The organism is Streptomyces filipinensis, assembly GCF_014649495.1.
Classification (GTDB): Bacteria; Actinomycetota; Actinomycetes; order Streptomycetales; family Streptomycetaceae; genus Streptomyces; species Streptomyces filipinensis.
This window is the reverse complement of the sequence record NZ_BMTD01000001.1, coordinates 130603-149969: the sequence shown is the minus strand read 5'-3', so window position 1 is coordinate 149969 and position 19367 is coordinate 130603. Positions and strand designations below refer to the sequence as shown.

Here is a 19367-nt window from a genome sequence, read left to right as displayed (position 1 = left end):
GGCGGGGGACGGCAACACGGGTGCCCCCGCCCCGCGGAAACACTCGGAACCGGCTCAGGCACCCAGCGTCCGCGTCACCGCGAAGATCAGCAGCCCCGCCAGCGACCCCACCACCGTGCCGTTGATCCGGATGAACTGCAGATCGCGGCCGATGTGCGCCTCGATCTTCCGGGTGGTGTGCTCGGCGTCCCAGCCCGCCACCGTGTCGGTGATCAGCGAGGTGATCTCCTTGCGGTACGTCGTCACGACGTGCACCGCCGCGCCCTCGACCCAGCTGTCGACCTTCCCCTGCACCTTCGGCTCGGTCGCCATCCGCGCGCCCAGCGACAGCAGCGCCGCCCGCACCCGCGTCCGCAGCTCGCTCCGCTCGTCCTCGGCCGCGGCCACGATCATGGACCGTACGGCCGTCCAGGCGGACGCGATCAGGTCCTGCACCTCGCCCCGGCCCAGCACCTCTCCCTTCAGCCGCTCCACCCGCGTCCGGGTGTCGGTGTCGGACTGCAGGTCGGAGGCGAAGTCGGTGAGGAAGCGGTCCAGCGCGCCGCGCGCCGGGTGCGACGGCATGTCCCGCATCTCGGTGACGAACCGCAGCAGCTCCTTGTAGACCCGCTCACCGACCCTGCGGTCCACGAACCGCGGCGTCCAGCCCGGCGCGCCGCCCTCCACCGCGACCATCACGTCGTCCCGGTGCAGCACCAGCCAGTCGTGCGCCCGCGCCACCACCAGGTCCACCGCTCTGCGGTGCCCGCCGTCGGCGACGATCCCCTCCAGCATCTTGCCGATGCCCGGCGCGATCTCCTTGGTGTTCGCCCGCCGCGTGATCGCCTCGCTCACGACCGCCTGGACGTCCCTGTCACGCAGGACCGTCAGCGCGCCCCGCAACGCCGTGGCCAGCTCCGCCGTCACCCGGTCCGCGTGCTCCGGCTCCGCCAGCCACGCCCCGAGCCGGCTGCCGATGCCGACCGACCGCAGCCGCTGCCGTACGACGTCCTCGGAGAGGAAGTTCTCCCCGACGAACTCGCCCAGCGACACACCCAGCTGGTCCTTCTTCGTGGGGATGATCGCGGTGTGCGGGATGGGCAGCCCCATCGGGTGCCGGAAGAGCGCGGTGACCGCGAACCAGTCGGCCAGCGCGCCCACCATGCCGGCCTCGGCGGCCGCGGCCACGTACTCCGCCCAGGGCCCCGCGCCCTCGTGCCCGGCCAGCTTGGCCACGACGTACACGACCGCCACGAACAGCAGCAGGGCCGTCGCCGTCAACTTCATCCGCCGCACCCCGCGCCGGCGCTCCTCGTCGGCCGGGGTGAAAGCCGTCATGGTGCGATACGACACACCCCGCCCCGGCGCCGTTCCGGTCTCCGTTGGTCCCATCAGCTCCACCCGTTCGACTCCACCCATGCGGTGATCCCGCACACAATTGTCCCTTCCTGACCGACTCCCGGAACGGAACAGGAGTTCCCGGCGTCTGTCCGCACGGGGGTTTGGGCAGGGCCCTGACAGCTCCCCCCGGCCCATGACGCATCATGGGCACATCACGATCGGAGCCTCGGGCTCCCATCCCGAGGAGAACAACACAAGCGTGACCAAGCGTCATGGTTATGCGGTCCTGAGTGCGATCGTCGCACTGGTCCTGGCCGTGTCCGCCGCCATCTACCTCACCGTGGCGTCCCACGACGGCACCCCGCGCGGCACCCTCGCCGACAGCCGCCCCCATCACGGCTCCTCCGCCGCCCCCGCCTCCACCGGCACCTGGGTGGGCTCCTGGTCCACCGCCCCGGTCGCCGGCGAGCCCGGCACCGAGACGGCGGGCCTCGCGGGCCACTCGGTCCGCAACGTCGTCCACGCGGGCACCGGCGGTACCAGTGCCCGCATCACGCTGTCCAACCTCTACGGCCACGCCCCGCTGACCCTCACCCACGCCTCGATCGCGCTGTCCGCGGGCGACGGCACCGCCGCGGCCGACCCCGAGTCGATGCGCCGCCTCACCTTCAACGGCACCACCAGCGTCGTCATACCCGCCGGCGGACAGATCGTCAGCGACGCCGTACGCCTCACCGTCCCGCACGACAGCGACGTCCTGGTCACCACCTTCTCCCCCACCCCGTCCGGCCCGGTCACCTACCACCCGCACGCCCGGCAGATCTCCTACCTCGCGGACGGCGACCGCACCGAGGACGCCACCGGCGCCCCGTACACCCGGCAGACGCCCTACTGGCGCTACCTCACGAGCCTGGACGTCCTCAGCAACGAAGCCGACGGCACCGTCGTCGCCTTCGGCGACTCCATCACCGACGGCATCACCTCCACCACCGGCGCCAACCACCGCTGGCCGGACATCCTCGGAGGCCGGCTGCGCACCGCCGTCGAGGGCGGCCGGCAACTGCCGCGCTACAGCGTCGTCAACGAAGGCATCAGCGGCAACCAGGTGCTCGCCGACGGCCTCGGCCGGCCCGCCGAGAACCAGAGCGGCCTCGGCCGCTTCGGCCGCGACGCGCTCTCCCACCCGGGCGTCAAGGTCGTCGTCATCGACCTCGGCGTCAACGACATCCTGCGCAACCCGGGACTCGCCGACCCGGAGCGCATCCTCACCGGCCTGCGCACCCTGGTCCGCGAGGCCCACGCCCGCGGCCTGAAGGTGGTCGGCGCCACGCTGATGCCCTTCCAGGGCCACCGCGGCTGCACCCCGGCCCGCGAGGCGGTACGCCAGCAGGTCAACGCGCAGATCCGGGCCGGCGGGGTGTACGACGCGGTCGTCGACTTCGACAAGGCCCTCCGCGACCCCTACGCCCCCCACCGCCTCCGCCCCGACTACGACTCCGGTGACCATCTGCACCCCAGCGACCTGGGCTTCAGCAGGATGGCCGAGGTCTTCGACCTGAGCACGCTGGGCGGCGCCGGGCAGGCGGAGCTGTAGCCGGCGGACGCACGGCCAAAACCGCCGGGCGTGCCGGGAGCGGGCGCGGGCCGGACGGATCCGTGATCGGCGGGCGAGGAATACTGGCGGGCATGACCCGCTTGATCCTCGCCACCCGTAACGCCGGAAAGATCACCGAACTCAGGGCGATCCTCGCCGAGGCCGGTCTCCCCCACGAGCTGATCGGCGCCGACGCCTACCCCGATGTCCCCGACGTCAGGGAGACAGGCGTCACCTTCGCCGAGAACGCGCTGCTCAAGGCCCACGCCCTCGCCCAGGCCACCGGCCTGCCCGCGGTCGCCGACGACTCGGGCCTGTGCGTCGACGTCCTGAACGGAGCCCCCGGCATCTTCTCCGCCCGCTGGGCCGGCCGCCACGGCGACGACAAGGCCAACCTGGACCTGCTGCTGGCCCAGCTCGCCGACATCGCGCAGGAGCACCGCGGTGCGCACTTCGCCTGCGCCGCCGCCCTGGCCCTGCCGGACGGCACGGAGAGGGTGGTCGAGGGCCGGCTCCGGGGCGTCCTCCGGCACGCCCCGGCGGGCACGAACGGCTTCGGCTACGACCCGGTCCTCCAGCCGGAGGGCGAGACCCGCACGTGCGCCGAGCTGAGCCCGGACGAGAAGAACGCGATCAGCCACCGGGGGAAGGCGTTCCGGGCGCTGGTGCCGGTGGTGCGGGAGCTGCTCGGCTGAACTCTGGTGCGGCCGGAGGGACTCGAACCCTCACGGGAGTTACCCCACTGGGACCTAAACCCAGCGTGACTGCCAATTCCACCACGGCCGCTCGGTGCTGCCCGGCCATGCTAGCGGCCGGGCAGCGGGACCCGTTGGTCAGATGCCAAGGTCCTTGATGATCTTTGCCACGTGGCCCGTGGCGCGGACGTTGTAGAGGGCCCGTTCGACCTTGCCGTCCTCGTCCACGACGACCGTGGAGCGGATGACGCCCATGTACGTCTTGCCGTAGTTCTTCTTCTCGCCGTAGGCGCCGTAGGCCTCGGTGACCTTCTTCTCCGGGTCGGCCAGCAGCGTGACCTTCAGGGACTCCTTCTCGCGGAACCGCGCCAGCTTCTCCGGGGCGTCCGGGGAGATCCCGATGACGTCGTAGCCCGCGGAGGCCAGGACCTCCAGGTTGTCCGTGAAGTCGCAGGCCTGCTTGGTGCATCCGGGAGTCAGGGCGGCCGGGTAGAAGTAGACGATGACCTTGCGGCCCTTGTGGGCGGAAAGGGACACCTCGTTGCCGTCGGCGTCCGGGAGGGTGAAGGCGGGGGCCACGTCCCCCGGCTGGAGTCGCTCGCTCATCGGGCCAGGGTAACCGGGGGGCCTTGCGGTGCGCCGGGAGCAGAAGCTGACAGACTGTCCGGGACAGCATCAGGAGACTTCGGAGGCCGTACGGTGGCGGACACGTCGGACACCAGAACCCCGGCGCAGATCGAGGCGGACATCAAGCGCCGCCGCGAAGTGCTGGCCGAGACGCTCGACGAGATCGGGGTGCGGGTGCATCCGAAGACGATCGTCGGGGACGCCAAGGCCAAGGCCGTCGCCCATCTCGATCACACGGTCGGGCGGGCGTACGTCCAGGTCAATCGCGTGGTGAGCGAGGTGCGGGCGCAGTTCGTGGACGCGGAGGGCGACCTGCGGCTGGAGCGGGTCGTGCCGGTGGCGCTGCTCGCCGTCGGCGTGGTCGGGCTGCTGACCGTGGGCTCCCGGCGGCGCAAGGACTGACCCGGGCGGGTACGGGCAGGGCGAGGACAGGTAGGTTCGAGGCGTGAGCGCCAACAGAAACCAGCACAGCACCCCCCATCACGACAAGCTCCCGATCCGGATGCTGCACGACCGGGTTCTGGTCAAGCAGGAGACCGGTGAGGGTGAGCGGCGGTCGGGGGGCGGCATTCTGATTCCCGCCACCGCGGCGGTCGGTCGGCGGCTGGCCTGGGCCGAGGTCGTCGCGGTGGGGCAGAACGTACGGACCGTGGAGCCGGGTGACCGGGTTCTGTTCGACCCGGAGGACCGGGCCGAGGTGGAGGTGCGTGGCGTGGCGTACGTGCTCATGCGCGAGCGGGACCTGCACGCCGTGGCCGCGGACCGCTTCGAGGGGTCGGAGGACTCCACGGGCCTGTACCTGTGAGCGGGTCCGCCTGTTAGGCGGGTCCGCCCGTCTTTTCGGCAGTGCGAAGGGGGCCGGTGAGGTCACCGGCCCCCTTCGCGCTGCCTTTGCTATGTTCGGGAGTGAGCCCGACGAGACGCGCCGTACCGGGATGCAGGCAAAGACGACGCACCGGAAGAGAGTCGTCATCCGTCTCGGAGGTGCCTGTCATGGCCTGGGTTCTGCTGATCGTCGCCGGACTGCTGGAAGTCGGCTGGTCGATCGGGATGAAGTACACGGACGGTTTCACCCGGCTGGTGCCCAGTGTGTGCACCGGTGCCGGGATCGTCGCCAGCATGCTCCTGTTGTCGTACGCCGCGAGGTCGCTGCCCATCGGTACCGCCTACGGCGTGTGGGTGGGCATCGGGGCGGCCGGTGCGGCGGTGCTCGGCATGGTGGTGCTCGGTGAGCCGGTCACCGCCGCCCGGATCTTCTTCGTGTGTCTGCTGCTGGTCGCCGTGGTGGGACTGAAGGCGACCAGCGGTCACTAGGCGGGCGGGGGCGTCAGGTGAGGGGGCCGCCTCCCGCGCCGGCGGCGGTGCCGGTCGTACCGCCGCCGTCCGTGCCGCCGCCCGTGTCCGGGCCTCCGCCGGTGGCGTCGCCGCCGGTCGTGTCCCCGCCGGTGGTGTCCCCGCCGGTCGTGTTGCCGCCCGTGGTGTCTCCGCCGGTGGTGGTGCCTCCGCCGTCGGTCGTGGTGGGGCCGCCGGTGGTGTCGGTGCCGCCGGTGGGGGTGCCACCGCCGGTCGGGGTGCCGGTGGCGCCGCCGCCGGACGGGGTCGCGGTGCCGCCGCCGGACGGGGTCGCGGTCGTGCCGCCGTCGTTCTGGCCGCCGGTGGTGCCCGGCTGGGCGGAGGAGGTGGAGCTGGGCGGCTGGGGCTGGTCGGCGCCCTGCTGCAGTTGCAGGTCGAAGTCGCCGGCCGGAGTGCCCTTGAGGGCGTTACGGGTGTACTGCGCCCAGATCTGGGTGGGCGGGCCGCCACCGTTCATACGGGGCTGGCCGAGGGCGCCGTACAGCGGCATGTGCTTGGCGGTCACCGGGTCCTGGCCCATGACGGAGACCACGGTGGCCAGGTCGGGGGTGTAGCCGGCGAACCAGGCGGCGGTGTCGTTCTCCGCGGTACCGGTCTTGCCGGCCGCCGGACGGCCGGCGTCCTGCGCGGCGACGGCGGTGCCGTTGTCGACCACGCTCTGCAGCATCGACGTGGTGGTGTCGGCCGCTTCCCGGCTGACGGCCTGCTTGACCGACCGCTCGGGCAGCTTGACCACGTCCGAGCCGTTCTTGGTGAGCTTCTCGACCAAGGTGTACGTGCCGTGCTTGCCGTGGTTGGCGAGCGTCGCGTACGACTCCGCCATGTCCAGCACGCTGGCGGTGGCGGTTCCGAGGGCGATCGACGGGTACGGCTGCAGGTCCGGGGTGCCGGAGGGGACGCCCAGGTCGACGGCGGTCTGCTTGACCTTGCTGGGGCCGACGTCGACGGCCATCTGCGCGTAGACGGCGTTCACGGACAGGTCCGTCGCCTTGGTGACGGTGATCTGGCCGTACGACTTCTGGTCCTCGTTCTGCGGGGCGTAGGTGCCGCCGCTCCAGCCCTGTACGGGGCGCTCGTTGGTGCCGTCGTACATGGTGTTCGGGGTGATGGTGCGCCCGTCCTGGGTGGTCGAGCCGTTCTGCACCGCCGAGGTGAACACGAACGGCTTGAACGTCGAGCCGACCTGGAAGTCACCGCGGGTCGCGCCGTTGGTGTACTGCTTCACGTAGTCGATGCCGCCGTACATCGCGACGACCTCGCCGGTCTTCGGGTCGACGGAGGCGCCGCCCGCGCGGACGTACTTGTCGGCCGTCACGTTCTTCTTGTCCAGCTTGGAGATCAGCTGGTCGTTCACCGCCTTGACGAAGGCGTTCTGCTTGGTCTTCTGGATCGTGGTGGTGATGCGGTAGCCGCCGGCGGCGAGCTGGTCCTCGGTGAGGATGTTGTTGGTGGTCAGGTAGTGCTTGACCGCCTCCACGAGGTAGCCGCGCTGGCCGGTCAGGCCGGTGGAGACCGTCTGCTCCTTCGGCATGGGGAACTTCATGCCGGCGCGCTTGGACTCGCTGAGCCAGCCCTTCTTGACCATGCCGTCCAGGACGTAGTTCCAGCGGGCGAGGGCCGCGGCCTTGTTCTCGGGGTGGGCCACGACGTCGTACTCGCTGGGCGCGTTGACGAGCGCGGCGAGGTAGGCGGCGCGGGCCGGGTCGAGGCCGGCGGCGTCGCGGCCGTAGTACGCCTGGGCGGCGGCCTGGATGCCGTAGGCGCTGCGGCCGAAGTAGCTGGTGTTGAGGTAGCCCTCCAGGATCTGGTCCTTGGACTTGGTGCGGTCCAGCTTGATCGAGATGAAGAACTCCTTGGCCTTGCGGGTGAGCGTCTGCTCCTGGCCCAGGTAGTAGTTCTTCACGTACTGCTGAGTGATCGTCGAGCCGGACTGCTTGCCCTTGCCGGTGGCGGTGTTCCAGCCGGCGCGGAGCATCGCCTTGGGGTCGACGGCCGACTCGGTGTAGAAGTCTCGGTCCTCGGCGGCCAGCACGGCGTGCTGGGCGTCCTTGGAGACCTCGGCGAGGCTGACGCTCTCCCGGTTGACCTGGCTGTCGCGTGTGTCGCGGGCGATCTGGGAGCCGTCGGCGTAGAGGTAGACGTTGGCCTGCTTGGTGGCGAGGGCGTTGGCCGGCGGGATCTTGACCAGGGAGTAGCCGAGGAAGAAGAGGCCGACGAGCAGGAGGATGCCGATGATGAACGTGCCGAGCACCATGCGCCAGGTCGGGATGATCCGCCGCCAGCCGGTCCGCTTGGGCCGCTTGGGCTTCTTCGTCTTCCCCTTCCCCTTGTCGTCGCCGTCCCCTCCAGGGGGCTGAGCGTCACCGGGGGTGGCGGCGAGGACGGTGGTGTCGCGGTCGGGGGCGCTGGTGGTGCCCGTACGCCCGGTGCGGGGGCCGCCGGTGGCTGCTCCGACCGCACCGAGCGCGCCCGCGGGGCCCGCCTGGGCGGCCTGCCCGGCGGCGGCGCCCGCGGCACCGGCCGCGGCACCGGCCGCACCGGCGGCACGGTTCGTACGAGGGGGGCGGCCGGGGGCGCTCGCTCCGGTCGCCCGGGACGTGCGGCCCGTGGGGTTCGCCGCGTCGGCCGGAGAGGCGGCCGCCGTCTTGGCGGGGTCGCCGGGCTCGGCCGCTCGGGGCGCGCCGACGCGCCGCAGGACCTGGGTGGTCTCGGGCGCCCGCGTCTCACCGGGGCCCTGGGCCGCGTCGGCCGTCTCGCCGGACTGGTTCTCCTGCGATCCCCGGGGCGGGGTGACCCGCCGGAGCACCTGGGTGCTCTCGGCCGACTGCGCCGGCCCGGAGTTGTCCCCGGACCCCGCGGCCTGCGGCGCAGAACCACCACGCGGCCGGCCGGCCGCGCCGGCGTCGTCCGCCGCCTCAGACGCCTGGGAGGCCTGTGAGCCCTGGGACGCCGTGGACCCACCGGCTCCCGGCCTCTCACCGGCCACGGAGCCCCCGCGAGCCCCCGGCACGCCGGCAGCCCCGCCGGGGGCCGCGTCGGACGCCGAAGCCCCACCGGAATCAGAGCCCCCGCGGGGCCCCCGACCGCCACCGGAAGCCGAACCCTCGCGAGCCGCGCGGCCATCACCAGAGCCCGAACCGCCGCGAGCCGCCGAAGCCCCGTCCGAGTCCGAGTCGCCGCGAGGTGCTGGGGCGTCGGAGCCGGTGTTCTCGCGGGGCGTCGGTGCGCCGGTGGCGGGACGCGGCGTGGACGCCCCGGCGGGGGCCGTGGCGGACGCCCGGGCCCCGTCGGAACCCGGTGCGGGCGTCGGCTCGTCCGTGCGGCCGCCTCGGGCCGCCTGGCGGGCTCGGGCCATGGAGGCCGTCCGCTCCTGGGCAGAACGGTCCGCCGTGACCGGCACCGCCCCGTCACCCGTACGGCCGTCCCCGGGCCTCCGGTCGTCGGCGGCCCCCTCGGGCCGTGCCGGTGCGCCGGGCTGCTCGGGCGGTGTCGGCCTGCCGGTCCCCCTGACCGTGCCGGTGGCCGGCGCGTCGCGGCCCCCCGGGTCACCGGGCCCTTCAGCCGGCAGCGGCTTTTTCGGCGGCACGCCTTCGTTCGGCTGCTGCGGCTGCGGCTCGTCGCTCATGTCGTGCACGGACTCCTGTTTCGCGTCGTACGTTCCCGTACGCCTCGTACGCTTCTGCGCCCCCCGTTTGAAGACTCTCGCACCTGGCGTTCCGTTCCCGGATCCCGGCACGCTTCGGGCACGAATATTGCGTGGCCGACAGCCGGACCCCGGGACTAGGCTCCTGCGCTTCGGTGTCGAGCGGTCCAGGGAGGTTGACTGGCGTGGGCACGGGACGGTTGTACGGGGCCGTCGCGGCGGGGGGATTCAGACGGTACGCGACGTATCGGGCCGCCACTGCGGCAGGGGTGTTCACGAACACGGTCTTCGGGCTGATCCTCGTCTACGGGTATCGCGCCCTGTGGGACGAGAGACCACACCTGGGCGGGTGGGACCAGTCGCAGGTCGTGACGTATGTGTGGCTGGGGCAGGCCCTGCTGGCGACGCTCGCGATCGGCGGCGGGGGCGTCGAGAACGAGTTGATGGAACGCATCCGTACGGGGGACGTGGCGATCGACCTGTACCGGCCCGCCGACCTGCAGCTGTGGTGGCTGGCGACGGACCTGGGCCGGGCGTTCTTCCAGCTGCTGGGACGGGGGGTGGTCCCCTTCCTCTTCGGCGCGCTGTGCTTCCCCGTGTACTTACCGCGGGACGTCGGCACCTGGATCGCCTTCCTCGTCGCCGTGCTGCTGGCGATGCTCGTCGGGTTCGGGATCCGGTACCTGGTGGCGCTGAGCGCGTTCTGGCTGATGGACGGCATGGGGGTGACGCAGATGGCATGGCTCGCCGGCTATTTCTGCTCGGGCATGCTGCTGCCGCTGAACGTCTTCCCGGGGGCGCTCGGCGAGGTCGTACGGGCTCTGCCGTGGTCCTCGCTGCTCCAGGCGCCGGCGCAGATCCTGCTGGGGCACGCGGATCCGTTCGGCACGTATCTCTTCCAGGGGGCGTGGGCGGTGGTGCTGCTGGGCGCGGGGCGGCTGGTGCAGTCGGCGGCGACACGGCAGGTGGTGGTCCAGGGTGGGTGAGACCGGCCGGGTGCGGGAGGGCCTGCGGACCTATCTGATGATCGCCGGGATGTGGGTGCGGTCCACGATGGCCTACCGCGCCTCGTTCGTGATGACGACGTTCGGCAGTTTCGCGACGACCTTCTTCGACTTCGTCGGGATCCTGCTGATGTTCTCGCGGGTCGACGCCCTCGGCGGCTGGTCGCTGCCCGAGGTGGCCTTCCTCTACGGTGTGTCCGGTACCGCCTTCGGGCTGGCCGACCTGGTGATCGGGTCGATGGAGCGGCTGGGGCGGCGGGTGCGCGACGGCACGCTGGACACGCTGCTGGTGCGCCCGGCGCCGGTGCTGGCGCAGGTGGCGGCCGACCAGTTCGCGCTCAGGCGGCTGGGCCGGGTGACGCAGGGCCTGCTGGTGCTGGGCTGGTCGCTGTCGCGGCTGGACGTCGACTGGACGGCGCTGAAGCTGCTGCTGATGCCGGTGATGCTGGTGAGCGGCTGCGGGATCTTCTGCGCGGTGTTCGTGGCGGGGGCGGCCTTCCAGTTCCTGGCGCAGGACGCCTCGGAGGTGCAGAACGCCTTCACCTACGGCGGCGGGGCGCTGCTGCAGTATCCGCCGACGGTGTTCGCGAAGGAGCTGGTGCGCGGGGTGACGTTCGTGCTGCCGCTGGCCTTCGTCAACTGGCTGCCCGCGACCTATGTGCTGGGGCGGCCGTATCCGCTGGGGCTGCCGCGGTGGGTGGCGTTCGCCTCGCCGCTGGTGGCGGTGGGGTGCTGTGCGCTGGCGGGGCTGGCCTGGCGGGCGGGACTTCGTTCGTACCGGAGCACAGGGAGCTGACAGATGGCGGACGGCGACTTCATCGTGCTGGAGCGGGTCGAGAAGGTCTTCGACGTGCGGAGGAAGACGGGGTTCCTGAAACGGGAGCGGCGTCAGGTGCGGGCGGTGGACTCGATCTCGTTCACCGTGGCGCGCGGGGAGATGGTCGGGTACATCGGGCCGAACGGCGCCGGGAAGTCGACGACGATCAAGATGCTGACCGGGATCCTGACGCCGAGCGCGGGGCGGCTGCGGGTGGCCGGCATCGACCCGTCGAGCGAGCGCCGGCGGCTGGCGCACCGGATCGGGGTGGTCTTCGGGCAGCGTACGACCCTGTGGTGGGACCTGCCGCTGATCGACTCCTACCGGCTGGCGCACCGCATGTACCGGATCCCGGACGCCCGTTACCGGGAGAACCTGGACCGCTGCGTCGAACTCCTCGAACTGGGCGAGCTGCTGGAGGTGCCGGTACGGCAGCTGTCGCTCGGTCAGCGGATGCGCGGGGACATCGCGGCGGCTCTGCTGCACGACCCGGAGGTGCTGTACCTGGACGAGCCGACGATCGGTCTGGACGTCGTGTCGAAGGCGAAGGTCCGCGGGTTCCTGCGGGAGTTGAACTCCGAGCGCGGCACCACCGTGCTGCTGACCACGCACGACCTGCAGGACATCGAGCAGTTGTGCTCGCGGGTGATGGTGATCGACCACGGGCGGCTGATGTACGACGGTCCGCTCGCGGGGCTGCACGAGGCAGGGGAGAGCGAGCGGACGCTGGTGGTGGACCTGGAGCGGGAACTGCCGCCGGTCCGGGTGCCGTCGGCGCGGGTGGTGCGGGTGGAGGGGCCGCGGCAGTGGCTGGCGTTCCCGGCGGGGCAGTCGGCGGCGCCGCTCGTGGCGCATCTCGCGGCGGAGTACCCCCTGGTGGACCTGTCGGTGCGGGAGCCGGACATCGAGGCCGTCATCGCGAAGATGTACGCGGAGAGGGCGGTCTCGTAGGCTTCTGCCATGACCGACGACGCACGTCCGGACCTCCGGGCCGCCGACGCCGACCGTGAGCGGGTCGCCGAGGTCCTCAGGGACGCTCTGGCCGAGGGCCGGCTCGACATGGAGGAGTTCGAGGAGCGGCTGGAGGCGGCCTACAAGGCGCGCACGTACGGCGAACTGGCGCCGCTCACCCGCGACCTGCCGGCGGCCGGCGCCGCGGCGTCGCACGCCCCCGTGTCCTTCACCAAGGCCCCGGCGCAGAGCGGCGGTTGGGCCGACCGGATCGTCGGGGGCGAGGGTTCCTCGACGGGCGCGATCGCGATCATGTCGGGGTTCGAGCGCAAGGGCCGCTGGACGGTGCCCAGGCGGTTCAACTGTTTCGCGTTCTGGGGCGGCGGTGAGATCGACCTGCGTGAGGCGAACTTCGCGGACCACGAGGTCGAGATCAACTGTGTGGCGATCATGGGCGGGATGCAGGTCACCGTGCCGCCGGGGGTCGATGTGGTCGTCCGCGGCATCGGCATCATGGGCGGCTTCGAGCACCCGAGGGACGGCGGACCGCCCGAGCCGGGCGCGCCGCGGGTGGTCATCAGCGGGCTCGCGTTCTGGGGCGGGGTCGGTGTGGAACGCAAGGTCACCCGGGCGGAGCAGAAACGCCTGAAGGAAGAGCGCCGTCAGGAGCGGCTGGAGCGCAGGGAGTCCCGCCGCGAGCTGCACCGGGCGCGCCGCGAGGAGCGGTACGAGGAGCGGGAGCGGCGTCGGGGGCACTGAGCGCCGTCGCCGGCTGCGGGCCCGTCGTGCGCCGTGGGCCCGTCGCGGTCGGTCGCGCCCGCGCGCTCAGGGCCGCGTGTCACCGCGGCCCCGCGCCCCCCGGGTCACTTCGTGCAGCCCTTGGTCAGTTCGCCGGCGGCGTCCGTGACCGGGCCGACGTCCGGTGTCCTGTCGCCGTTCTTGATGGCCGTACGCACGTTGTCCACAGCCTTGTCGAGGTCGTCGACGGCCTTGTTGACATCGGCGTTGTCGGTCTTGTCGCCGATCTTCCGCAGGTTCTTCTCGATGGAGTCGAGGGAGGCGTCGGCCTGGCCGGGGTCCTTCGCGGCGTTCTCCACGGCCTGCTGGAGGTCGGTGACGCTGTCGGCGATGGAGTCGGCGGTCTGGACGCAGTCCAGCGCCTTGTTCACGGCGTCGCAGCCGGTGGTGAGCCCGGTCGTGAGCGCGGCGAGCGCCACGGCGGCGACGGCGGTGAGACGGCGTCGGCTGACGGCCATGGTGGTGTTCCCTCCCCTGGTAAGGCTGTCCGTAGCTAGGACGACGGGGAGGGCGCGCGGGTTGCCCGCGCGCACCTGTTTTGTTGGTCTGCCCTTTACTTTGCGAGCGTGGCCTCCAGGGCGGCGCGCTGGTGGGCGGCGAGTTCGCCGCAGCCGGCGACGGCGAGGTCCAGCAGGGCGTCGAGTTCCGCGCGGGCGAACGGCTCGGCCTCGGCGGTGCCCTGGACCTCGACGAAGCGGCCGTCGCCGGTGCAGACGACGTTCATGTCGGTCTCGGCGCGTACGTCCTCCTCGTAGCGGAGGTCGAGCAGCGGGACGCCGCCGACGATGCCGACGGAGACCGCGCTGACGGTTCCGGTGAGCGGCTGCCGGCCGGCCTTGATCAGCTTCTTGCCCTGGGCCCAGGCGACGGCGTCGGCGAGGGCGACGTAGGCGCCGGTGATGGCGGCGGTGCGGGTGCCGCCGTCGGCCTGCAGGACGTCGCAGTCGAGGACGATGGTGTTCTCGCCGAGCGCCTTGTAGTCGATGACGGCGCGCAGGGAGCGGCCGATGAGCCGGGAGATCTCGTGGGTCCGGCCGCCGATCTTGCCCTTGACGGACTCGCGGTCGCCGCGGGTGTTGGTGGCGCGGGGGAGCATGGCGTACTCCGCGGTGACCCAGCCTTCGCCGCTGCCCTTGCGCCAGCGCGGGACGCCTTCGGTCACGGAGGCGGTGCAGAAGACCTTGGTGTCGCCGAAGGAGACGAGGACGGAGCCCTCGGCGTGCTTGCTCCATCCTCGTTCGATGGTGACCGGGCGGAGCTGTTCGGGCGTACGGCCGTCGATGCGAGACATGCCGATGAGCCTAGCCGTAGCCGGGAAAGGGGCTCCTCCCGCGTCGGGAAGAGCCCCTTACAGGTGACCCCGGCTCGGACGGGGTCTCACATCATGTCTTCGATCTCCGCGGCGATCGGGTCGGCGTCGGTGCCGATGACGACCTGGATGGCGCTGCCCATCTTGACGACGCCGTGGGCGCCGGCGGCCTTCAGGGCGGCCTCGTCGACCAGCGAGGGGTTGGACACCTCGGTGCGCAGCCGGGTGATGCAGCCCTCGATCTCCTCGATGTTGTCGATGCCGCCGAGGCCGGCGACGATCTTCTCAGCCTTGCTGGCCATGTTGCTTCTCCCTGATCCGAACCGCTTTGTCGCAGTAACCCACAGTTGGCCCATCTTCGCGAGCGGTCATGCCGCGCGTGCCGAATGATGGCGATCACGACAGCGGAACCGTCCGCCAACTGGTCTACACCACAGGGGGGACGGTCGCCAAACCGCGCCTGAGTCGAGTGGCCGGGAGGACGCCCATGAGCGCCGAGAGCGCACCCGCGGACAGCACGGTGAGCCCGGCGCGGGAGCGCTGGAACCGGCTGTTCCAAGGGCTGCAGAAGATGGGCCGCAGTCTCCAGCTGCCCATCGCGGTGCTGCCGGCCGCGGGCATCCTGAACCGGCTGGGGCAGCCGGACGTCTTCGGCGGCCAGGGCCTGGACTGGACGGTCGCGTCGAAGGTGATGAAGGGGGCGGGCGGCGCGCTGCTCGACGGCTCCCTCGGCCTTCCGCTGCTGTTCTGCGTGGGCGTCGCGATCGGCATGGCGAAGAAGTCGGACGGCTCGACGGCGCTCGCGGCGGTGGCCGGCTTCCTCGTCTACTACGGCGTCCTGCACCAGTTCCCCCAGGCGTGCCCGGGTGGTTCGAAGGCACTGCCGGACATCGGCTGCCAGGTGAGCGTGGGCGCGGGGAGCGGTGCGGTGACGCCGTTCACCTTCCAGAACCCCGGCGTGTTCGGCGGCATCGTCATGGGTCTGCTGGCGGCCTTCTTCTGGGCCCGCTTCCACCGCACCCGGCTGGTGGACTGGCTGGGCTTCTTCAACGGCCGCCGGCTCGTCCCGATCATCATGGCGTTCGTCGGCATCGCCTTCGCGGCGCTGTGCCTGTGGATCTGGCCGCCGGTCGGCGCCGGCCTGGAGAGCTTCAGCCACTGGCTGCGGGACGCGGGGGCCTGGGGCGCGGGCATCTTCGGCGTCACCAACCGCGCGCTGCTCGTCATCGGGCTGCACCAGTTCCTGAACGTGCCCATCTGGTTCCAGTTCGGGACGTACGTGCCGCCGGGCGGCACGCCGGTGCACGGCGACATCAACATGTTCCTCGCGGGCGATCCGCACGCGGGCCAGTTCACCTCCGGGTTCTTCCCGATCATGATGTTCGCGCTGCCGGCGGCCGCGCTGGCCATGACCCACTGCGCCAGGCCGCAGCGCCGCAAGGAGGTCGGCGGCCTGATGCTGTCGGTGGCGCTGACGTCGTTCGTCACGGGCATCACCGAGCCGATCGAGTACTCGTTCCTGTTCATCGCCCCGGCGCTGTACGCGGTCCACGCCGTGCTCACGGGTGTCTCGATGGCGGTGACCTGGGCGCTCGGGGTGCACGACGGCTTCAGCTTCTCGGCCGGCCTCATCGACTACGTGATCAACTGGGGCCTGGCGACGCGGCCGTGGCTGATCGTCCCGATCGGCCTGTGCTTCGCGGTGGTCTACTACGCCGTCTTCAGGTTCGCGATCACCCGGTTCGACCTGAGGACTCCGGGGCGCGAGCCGGAGGAGCAGGTCGAGGACGTCACCAAGGCCTGAACCCCCTTAGCACATCGGCACGCCGCGTAGCGTTGCGGTAGCGGATTTCGTGGTTCCTTATCCCGCCTTCATCGTGCTACAACAGGTCTACACCACTGAGTGGTGTAGACCACCACCGATGGAGGAACCATCCATGAGCACCGCCACCGCCACGGCGGCTCCCGCGAAGAAGCGGGGATCCGGCCTGTTCCAGGGCCTTCAGAAGGTCGGCCGCAGCCTGCAGCTCCCGATCGCCGTGCTCCCGGCGGCGGGCATCCTGTTGCGTCTCGGCCAGGACGATGTGTTCGGTAAGGACGGCCTCGGCTGGAACAAGGTCGCGGCCGTGTTCGCCACCGCCGGCGACGCCGTCTTCAGCAACCTGCCGCTGCTGTTCTGCGTGGGTATCGCCATCGGTTTCGCCAAGAAGGCCGACGGCTCCACCGCGCTGGCCGCGCTCGTGGGCTTCCTGGTGTACAAGAACGTGCTGACCGCGTTCCCGATCACCGAGGCGAAGATAACCAAGGGCGCGGACATCCCCGCCACGTACAACGACCCCAAGGTGCTCGGCGGCATCGTCATGGGCCTCATCGCCGCCGTCGTCTGGCAGCGCTTCCACCGCACCAAGCTGCCGGACTGGCTGGGCTTCTTCAACGGCCGCCGGCTGGTCCCCATCCTGATGGCCTTCATCGGCACCGGCGTCGGTGTGCTCTTCGGTCTGATCTGGGAGCCCATCGGCAACGTCATCACCGACTTCGGCAAGTGGATGACCGGCCTCGGCGCGGTCGGCGCGGGCCTGTTCGGTCTCATCAACCGCGGTCTGCTGCCCATCGGCATGCACCAGTTCGTGAACACGGTGGCCTGGCAGGAGATCGGCAGCTACAAGGACTCCGCCGGTGCCCTGTGGCACGGTGACCTGCCCCGCTTCTTCCACGGCGACCCGACCGCCGGCCAGTTCATGACGGGCTTCTTCCCGATCATGATGTTCGCCCTCCCGGCCGCCGCCCTGGCGATCACCCACTGCGCCCGCCCGGAGCGCCGCAAGGCCGTCGGCGGCATGATGCTGTCCCTCGCCCTGACCTCGTTCGTCACCGGCATCACCGAGCCGATCGAGTTCGCGTTCATGTTCATCGCCCCGCTGCTCTACGCGATCCACGCGGTCCTCACCGCGGTGTCGATGGCGGTGACCTGGTCGCTGGGCGTGCACCACGGCTTCAGCTTCTCGGCCGGCGCGATCGACTACGTCCTCAACTGGGGTCTGGCGACCAAGCCCTGGATGATCATCCCCATCGGCCTGGTCTTCGCGGCGGTCTACTACACGGTCTTCCGCTTCGCGATCATCAGGTTCAACCTCCCCACCCCGGGCCGCGAGCCCGAGGAGGAGGTCGAGGACCTCACCAAGGCGTAGCGCTCCGCTGGAACGCACCCCTTCACAGCACGCGAAAGCCCCGGAACCGATGGAGGTTCCGGGGCTTTGCGCTGTGCGGCCTGCTAGATCTCGTACGTCAGCCTCGGCGCGGCCAGTTCCACCGGGCCGCCGAAGACCGCACGGGCGTCGCGGAGGTTGACCTGCGGGTCGGTCCACGGCGGGATGTGGGTGAGGACCAGGCGGCGTGCGCCCGCGCGGGCCGCCGACTCACCCGCCTCCCTGCCGTTGAGGTGCAGGTCGGGGATGCTCTCCTTGCCGTGCGTGAACGCCGCCTCGCACAGGAACAGGTCGGTGTCCCGGGCCAGCTCGTCCAGCGCCTCGCTGACCCCCGTGTCGCCGGAGTACGTCAGCGACCGTCCGCCGTGCTCGATGCGGATGGCGTACGCCTCCACGGGGTGGCGGACCCGCTCGGTGTGCACCGTGAGGGGGCCGATCTCGAACGTGGACGGCTTCACGGTGTGGAAGTCGAAGACCTCGCTCATGGACGAGGCGGAGGGGGTGTCGGCGTAGGCCGTGGTCAGGCGGTGTTCGGTGCCCTCGGGGCCGTAGACCGGGATCGGGGCACAGCGGCCGCCGTCGTGGCGGTAGTAGCGCGCGACGAAGTAGGCGAGCATGTCGATGCAGTGGTCGGCGTGCAGATGGCTCAGGAAGATCGCGTCGAGGTCGTAGAGACCGCAGTGACGCTGCAGCTCGCCGAGGGCGCCGTTGCCCATGTCGAGAAGCAGCCGGAAGCCGTCGGCCTGGACGAGGTAGCTCGAGCAGGCCGATTCCGCGGACGGGAACGACCCCGAGCAGCCGACGACGGTGAGCTTCATGAAGCAGAAACCTCCGTTGGCGGAAAGATCAAAAGGGCAGGAAACGGGGGTCGTGCGGTGCGTCGAGCGTAAGGCGCAAAAGCGCGGGTCGCTCCTCCGCCAGGGGCCGTTGTGGGCGAACTCACCTGTGCTGTCACCGGTTCGGCTGGACCCGGGGCGCAGAAGGATACGAAGAGGGCGCGCGATCCTCAGCGCGCGCCGGTAACGTCGTCGTATGGACACGTCCTGGTGGCTGGCGCTCGCGGCGGTGGTACTCCTCGCCCTGGTCGCCACGCTCGTCGACGGCTGGGGACGCGGCCGCCGGCCCGGCGGGCGCCGCCTGAGGCCGCCCGGCCGCCCAGGAACGCGCCGGGCGCAGGCCGCCCGGCCGGTCCCCGGGGACATCTGGTGGGCGGACGTCCCCTACGAGGACCGCGCCGAGGTGAAGGACCGGCCCTGTCTGGTGCTGGCGGTGCGCGGGAACCGGGCCACGGTCGCGAAGATCACCAGTAAGTACCACGACGAGCGGGCCGGGGTGATCCCGCTGCCCCCGGGCGCGGTCGGCGACGCCCGGGGCAGGCCCAGCTTCCTGGAGACCGACGAGCTGCGCGAGGTACCGGTCGGCTACTTCCGGCGCCGGGTCGGTGTGGTCGACCCGGTCCTGTGGGACCAGGTACGGCACCTGGCGGGTTAGGGCGCGCCATGTAGGGGCGCGGGGCGGTCACCGCACGTTCACCGTCACCGTCCACTCCTGGATGCCCTTGCACGAGACCTGGCCGGAGGCCGTCGGCTGGGCGCACAGCGGGCGGGACGACGTCAGCTTCACCGTTCCGGGCGCCACCGCCTGGTACGCGGCCGTGGCCTGGCCCGGCTGGATGACGAAGCCCGCGTTGATGCCCTTCAGCGCGGTGCCGGCGGCCGCGACCGGCTTCCACGGGCGGGACTTGGTGCCGTCCAGGGCGAGGCGGACCTCGCCGCCCTTGGCCACGCACACGGTACGGCCGCTGTCGGCGGCCTTGAGCTGGACGAGGGCCGCGCAGCCGCCCTTGCCCGGTGCGGAGGAGGCCGGCGCCGACGGCTTGCCGGCGCTTCCGGTGTCGGTGCCGCTGTGCGAGCCGCATCCCGCGAGGAGAAGCGCTGCCGCCGCGAGGGCGAGGGACGTCGTCGTACGGCGCATGGGATTTCGCCTTTCTGCCGTGGCCGCACGGGGTCGGCCGCCTGGTGCAGATGTGACGTACCAGCACGACGAAAGG

General features: G+C 71.4%; 20 protein-coding genes, 1 tRNA gene and 1 riboswitch. Of the genes, 12 read left to right on the top strand and 9 right to left on the bottom strand.

Features of this window, described 5'->3' with window-relative positions; all coding sequences use genetic code 11:
* Positions 1–54 precede the first annotated feature (54 nt).
* Positions 55–1398: a DUF445 domain-containing protein gene (locus IE244_RS00615; RefSeq protein WP_373305692.1), complete on the bottom strand. Its 1344-nt coding sequence runs from the start codon at positions 1396–1398 to the stop codon at positions 55–57.
* Positions 1399–1579: 181 nt separating this feature from the next.
* Here IE244_RS00615 and IE244_RS00610 point away from each other — a divergent pair, with 181 nt between their 5' ends.
* The gene (locus tag IE244_RS00610; RefSeq protein WP_191870638.1) at positions 1580–2914 is read left to right on the top strand and encodes an SGNH/GDSL hydrolase family protein; all 1335 of its coding nucleotides are present in this window, start codon (positions 1580–1582) and stop codon (positions 2912–2914) included.
* A gap of 92 nt (positions 2915–3006) precedes the next feature.
* The gene (gene rdgB, locus IE244_RS00605) at positions 3007–3609 is read left to right on the top strand and encodes an RdgB/HAM1 family non-canonical purine NTP pyrophosphatase (protein WP_191870637.1); all 603 of its coding nucleotides are present in this window, start codon (positions 3007–3009) and stop codon (positions 3607–3609) included.
* A 4-nt stretch (positions 3610–3613) separates the two neighbouring features.
* Here the strand turns inward: rdgB and IE244_RS00600 are convergent.
* Both IE244_RS00600 and bcp read right to left on the bottom strand, forming a co-directional pair.
* Positions 3614–3700: transfer RNA gene (locus IE244_RS00600), tRNA-Leu, on the bottom strand.
* Between the two features lie 47 nt (positions 3701–3747).
* A complete protein-coding gene (gene bcp / locus IE244_RS00595; protein WP_191870636.1) occupies positions 3748–4215 on the bottom strand; it encodes a thioredoxin-dependent thiol peroxidase in 468 nt (155 codons plus the stop codon).
* 93 nt (positions 4216–4308) lie between these two features.
* On the opposite strand from bcp, the gene IE244_RS00590 reads away from it, so the two are divergent.
* The 3 genes from IE244_RS00590 to IE244_RS00580 all read left to right on the top strand — a co-directional run bounded on the left by IE244_RS00590 (position 4309) and on the right by IE244_RS00580 (position 5550).
* Positions 4309–4638, top strand: coding sequence for a DUF3618 domain-containing protein (locus tag IE244_RS00590; RefSeq protein WP_031159556.1), 330 nt, complete (start codon positions 4309–4311; stop codon positions 4636–4638).
* A 43-nt stretch (positions 4639–4681) separates the two neighbouring features.
* Entirely contained in the window at positions 4682–5041 is a 360-nt protein-coding gene (locus IE244_RS00585; RefSeq protein WP_031159553.1) for a GroES family chaperonin, read from the top strand.
* An 83-nt stretch (positions 5042–5124) separates the two neighbouring features.
* Positions 5125–5193: riboswitch (guanidine-III (ykkC-III) riboswitch) on the top strand.
* A gap of 36 nt (positions 5194–5229) precedes the next feature.
* On the top strand, positions 5230–5550 hold the full coding sequence (locus IE244_RS00580) for a DMT family transporter (protein ID WP_031159550.1): 321 nt from the start codon (positions 5230–5232) through the stop codon (positions 5548–5550).
* A 13-nt stretch (positions 5551–5563) separates the two neighbouring features.
* On the opposite strand, the gene IE244_RS00575 is transcribed toward IE244_RS00580, so the two are convergent.
* Positions 5564–8395, bottom strand: coding sequence for a transglycosylase domain-containing protein (locus tag IE244_RS00575; RefSeq protein ID WP_229853948.1), 2832 nt, complete (start codon positions 8393–8395; stop codon positions 5564–5566).
* A 1022-nt stretch (positions 8396–9417) separates the two neighbouring features.
* Here IE244_RS00575 and IE244_RS00570 point away from each other — a divergent pair.
* From IE244_RS00570 to IE244_RS00555, 4 genes are read left to right on the top strand one after another with little or no spacing between them, the layout of a single operon-like run.
* The gene (locus tag IE244_RS00570) at positions 9418–10218 is read left to right on the top strand and encodes an ABC transporter permease (RefSeq protein ID WP_191870635.1); all 801 of its coding nucleotides are present in this window, start codon (positions 9418–9420) and stop codon (positions 10216–10218) included.
* Positions 10219–10255: 37 nt separating this feature from the next.
* Positions 10256–11032: an ABC transporter permease gene (locus IE244_RS00565; protein ID WP_191871364.1), complete on the top strand. Its 777-nt coding sequence runs from the start codon at positions 10256–10258 to the stop codon at positions 11030–11032.
* Between the two features lie 3 nt (positions 11033–11035).
* Positions 11036–12004: an ABC transporter ATP-binding protein gene (locus tag IE244_RS00560; RefSeq protein WP_191870634.1), complete on the top strand. Its 969-nt coding sequence runs from the start codon at positions 11036–11038 to the stop codon at positions 12002–12004.
* Between the two features lie 9 nt (positions 12005–12013).
* Complete coding sequence (locus IE244_RS00555; protein ID WP_191870633.1) at positions 12014–12763, top strand: DUF1707 SHOCT-like domain-containing protein; 750 nt, start codon at positions 12014–12016, stop codon at positions 12761–12763.
* A gap of 104 nt (positions 12764–12867) precedes the next feature.
* On the opposite strand, the gene IE244_RS00550 is transcribed toward IE244_RS00555, so the two are convergent.
* The 3 genes from IE244_RS00550 to IE244_RS00540 all read right to left on the bottom strand — a co-directional run bounded on the left by IE244_RS00550 (position 12868) and on the right by IE244_RS00540 (position 14413).
* Positions 12868–13260 carry a hypothetical protein gene (locus tag IE244_RS00550; RefSeq protein WP_191870632.1) on the bottom strand — a complete coding sequence of 131 codons (393 nt, stop codon included), beginning with the start codon at positions 13258–13260 and terminating at the stop codon, positions 12868–12870.
* Between the two features lie 95 nt (positions 13261–13355).
* A complete protein-coding gene (gene rph / locus IE244_RS00545) occupies positions 13356–14093 on the bottom strand; it encodes a ribonuclease PH (RefSeq protein WP_031159534.1) in 738 nt (245 codons plus the stop codon).
* Positions 14094–14179: 86 nt separating this feature from the next.
* Positions 14180–14413, bottom strand: a complete 234-nt coding sequence (locus tag IE244_RS00540; RefSeq protein ID WP_191870631.1) for a PTS sugar transporter subunit IIB — start codon at positions 14411–14413, stop codon at positions 14180–14182.
* A 185-nt stretch (positions 14414–14598) separates the two neighbouring features.
* On the opposite strand from IE244_RS00540, the gene IE244_RS00535 reads away from it, so the two are divergent.
* Both IE244_RS00535 and IE244_RS00530 read left to right on the top strand, forming a co-directional pair.
* Positions 14599–15915, top strand: a complete 1317-nt coding sequence (locus tag IE244_RS00535) for a PTS transporter subunit EIIC (RefSeq protein WP_191870630.1) — start codon at positions 14599–14601, stop codon at positions 15913–15915.
* 133 nt (positions 15916–16048) lie between these two features.
* Entirely contained in the window at positions 16049–17299 is a 1251-nt protein-coding gene (locus IE244_RS00530; RefSeq protein WP_191870629.1) for a PTS transporter subunit EIIC, read from the top strand.
* Between the two features lie 83 nt (positions 17300–17382).
* Here IE244_RS00530 and IE244_RS00525 read toward each other — a convergent pair whose 3' ends face one another.
* Positions 17383–18135: an MBL fold metallo-hydrolase gene (locus IE244_RS00525; protein WP_191870628.1), complete on the bottom strand. Its 753-nt coding sequence runs from the start codon at positions 18133–18135 to the stop codon at positions 17383–17385.
* A gap of 214 nt (positions 18136–18349) precedes the next feature.
* Here IE244_RS00525 and IE244_RS00520 point away from each other — a divergent pair, with 214 nt between their 5' ends.
* The gene (locus IE244_RS00520; protein ID WP_191870627.1) at positions 18350–18808 is read left to right on the top strand and encodes a type II toxin-antitoxin system PemK/MazF family toxin; all 459 of its coding nucleotides are present in this window, start codon (positions 18350–18352) and stop codon (positions 18806–18808) included.
* 27 nt (positions 18809–18835) lie between these two features.
* On the opposite strand, the gene IE244_RS00515 is transcribed toward IE244_RS00520, so the two are convergent.
* Complete coding sequence (locus IE244_RS00515; RefSeq protein ID WP_191870626.1) at positions 18836–19291, bottom strand: hypothetical protein; 456 nt, start codon at positions 19289–19291, stop codon at positions 18836–18838.
* Between the last annotated feature and the right edge of the window lie 76 nt (positions 19292–19367).

What these genes read in the sequence shown, in the direction of transcription:
- IE244_RS00615 (WP_373305692.1), bottom strand. Translation starts at nt 1,398, where the DNA reads ATGGGTGGAGTCGAACGGGTGGAGCTGATGGGACCAACGGAGACCGGA.
- rdgB (WP_191870637.1), top strand. Translation starts at nt 3,007, where the DNA reads ATGACCCGCTTGATCCTCGCCACCCGTAACGCCGGAAAGATCACCGAA.
- bcp (WP_191870636.1), bottom strand. Translation starts at nt 4,215, where the DNA reads ATGAGCGAGCGACTCCAGCCGGGGGACGTGGCCCCCGCCTTCACCCTC.
- IE244_RS00580 (WP_031159550.1), top strand. Translation starts at nt 5,230, where the DNA reads ATGGCCTGGGTTCTGCTGATCGTCGCCGGACTGCTGGAAGTCGGCTGG.
- IE244_RS00565 (WP_191871364.1), top strand. Translation starts at nt 10,256, where the DNA reads ATGATCGCCGGGATGTGGGTGCGGTCCACGATGGCCTACCGCGCCTCG.
- IE244_RS00560 (WP_191870634.1), top strand. Translation starts at nt 11,036, where the DNA reads ATGGCGGACGGCGACTTCATCGTGCTGGAGCGGGTCGAGAAGGTCTTC.
- IE244_RS00555 (WP_191870633.1), top strand. Translation starts at nt 12,014, where the DNA reads ATGACCGACGACGCACGTCCGGACCTCCGGGCCGCCGACGCCGACCGT.
- IE244_RS00550 (WP_191870632.1), bottom strand. Translation starts at nt 13,260, where the DNA reads ATGGCCGTCAGCCGACGCCGTCTCACCGCCGTCGCCGCCGTGGCGCTC.
- rph (WP_031159534.1), bottom strand. Translation starts at nt 14,093, where the DNA reads ATGTCTCGCATCGACGGCCGTACGCCCGAACAGCTCCGCCCGGTCACC.
- IE244_RS00540 (WP_191870631.1), bottom strand. Translation starts at nt 14,413, where the DNA reads ATGGCCAGCAAGGCTGAGAAGATCGTCGCCGGCCTCGGCGGCATCGAC.
- IE244_RS00535 (WP_191870630.1), top strand. Translation starts at nt 14,599, where the DNA reads ATGAGCGCCGAGAGCGCACCCGCGGACAGCACGGTGAGCCCGGCGCGG.
- IE244_RS00530 (WP_191870629.1), top strand. Translation starts at nt 16,049, where the DNA reads ATGAGCACCGCCACCGCCACGGCGGCTCCCGCGAAGAAGCGGGGATCC.
- IE244_RS00525 (WP_191870628.1), bottom strand. Translation starts at nt 18,135, where the DNA reads ATGAAGCTCACCGTCGTCGGCTGCTCGGGGTCGTTCCCGTCCGCGGAA.
- IE244_RS00520 (WP_191870627.1), top strand. Translation starts at nt 18,350, where the DNA reads ATGGACACGTCCTGGTGGCTGGCGCTCGCGGCGGTGGTACTCCTCGCC.
- IE244_RS00515 (WP_191870626.1), bottom strand. Translation starts at nt 19,291, where the DNA reads ATGCGCCGTACGACGACGTCCCTCGCCCTCGCGGCGGCAGCGCTTCTC.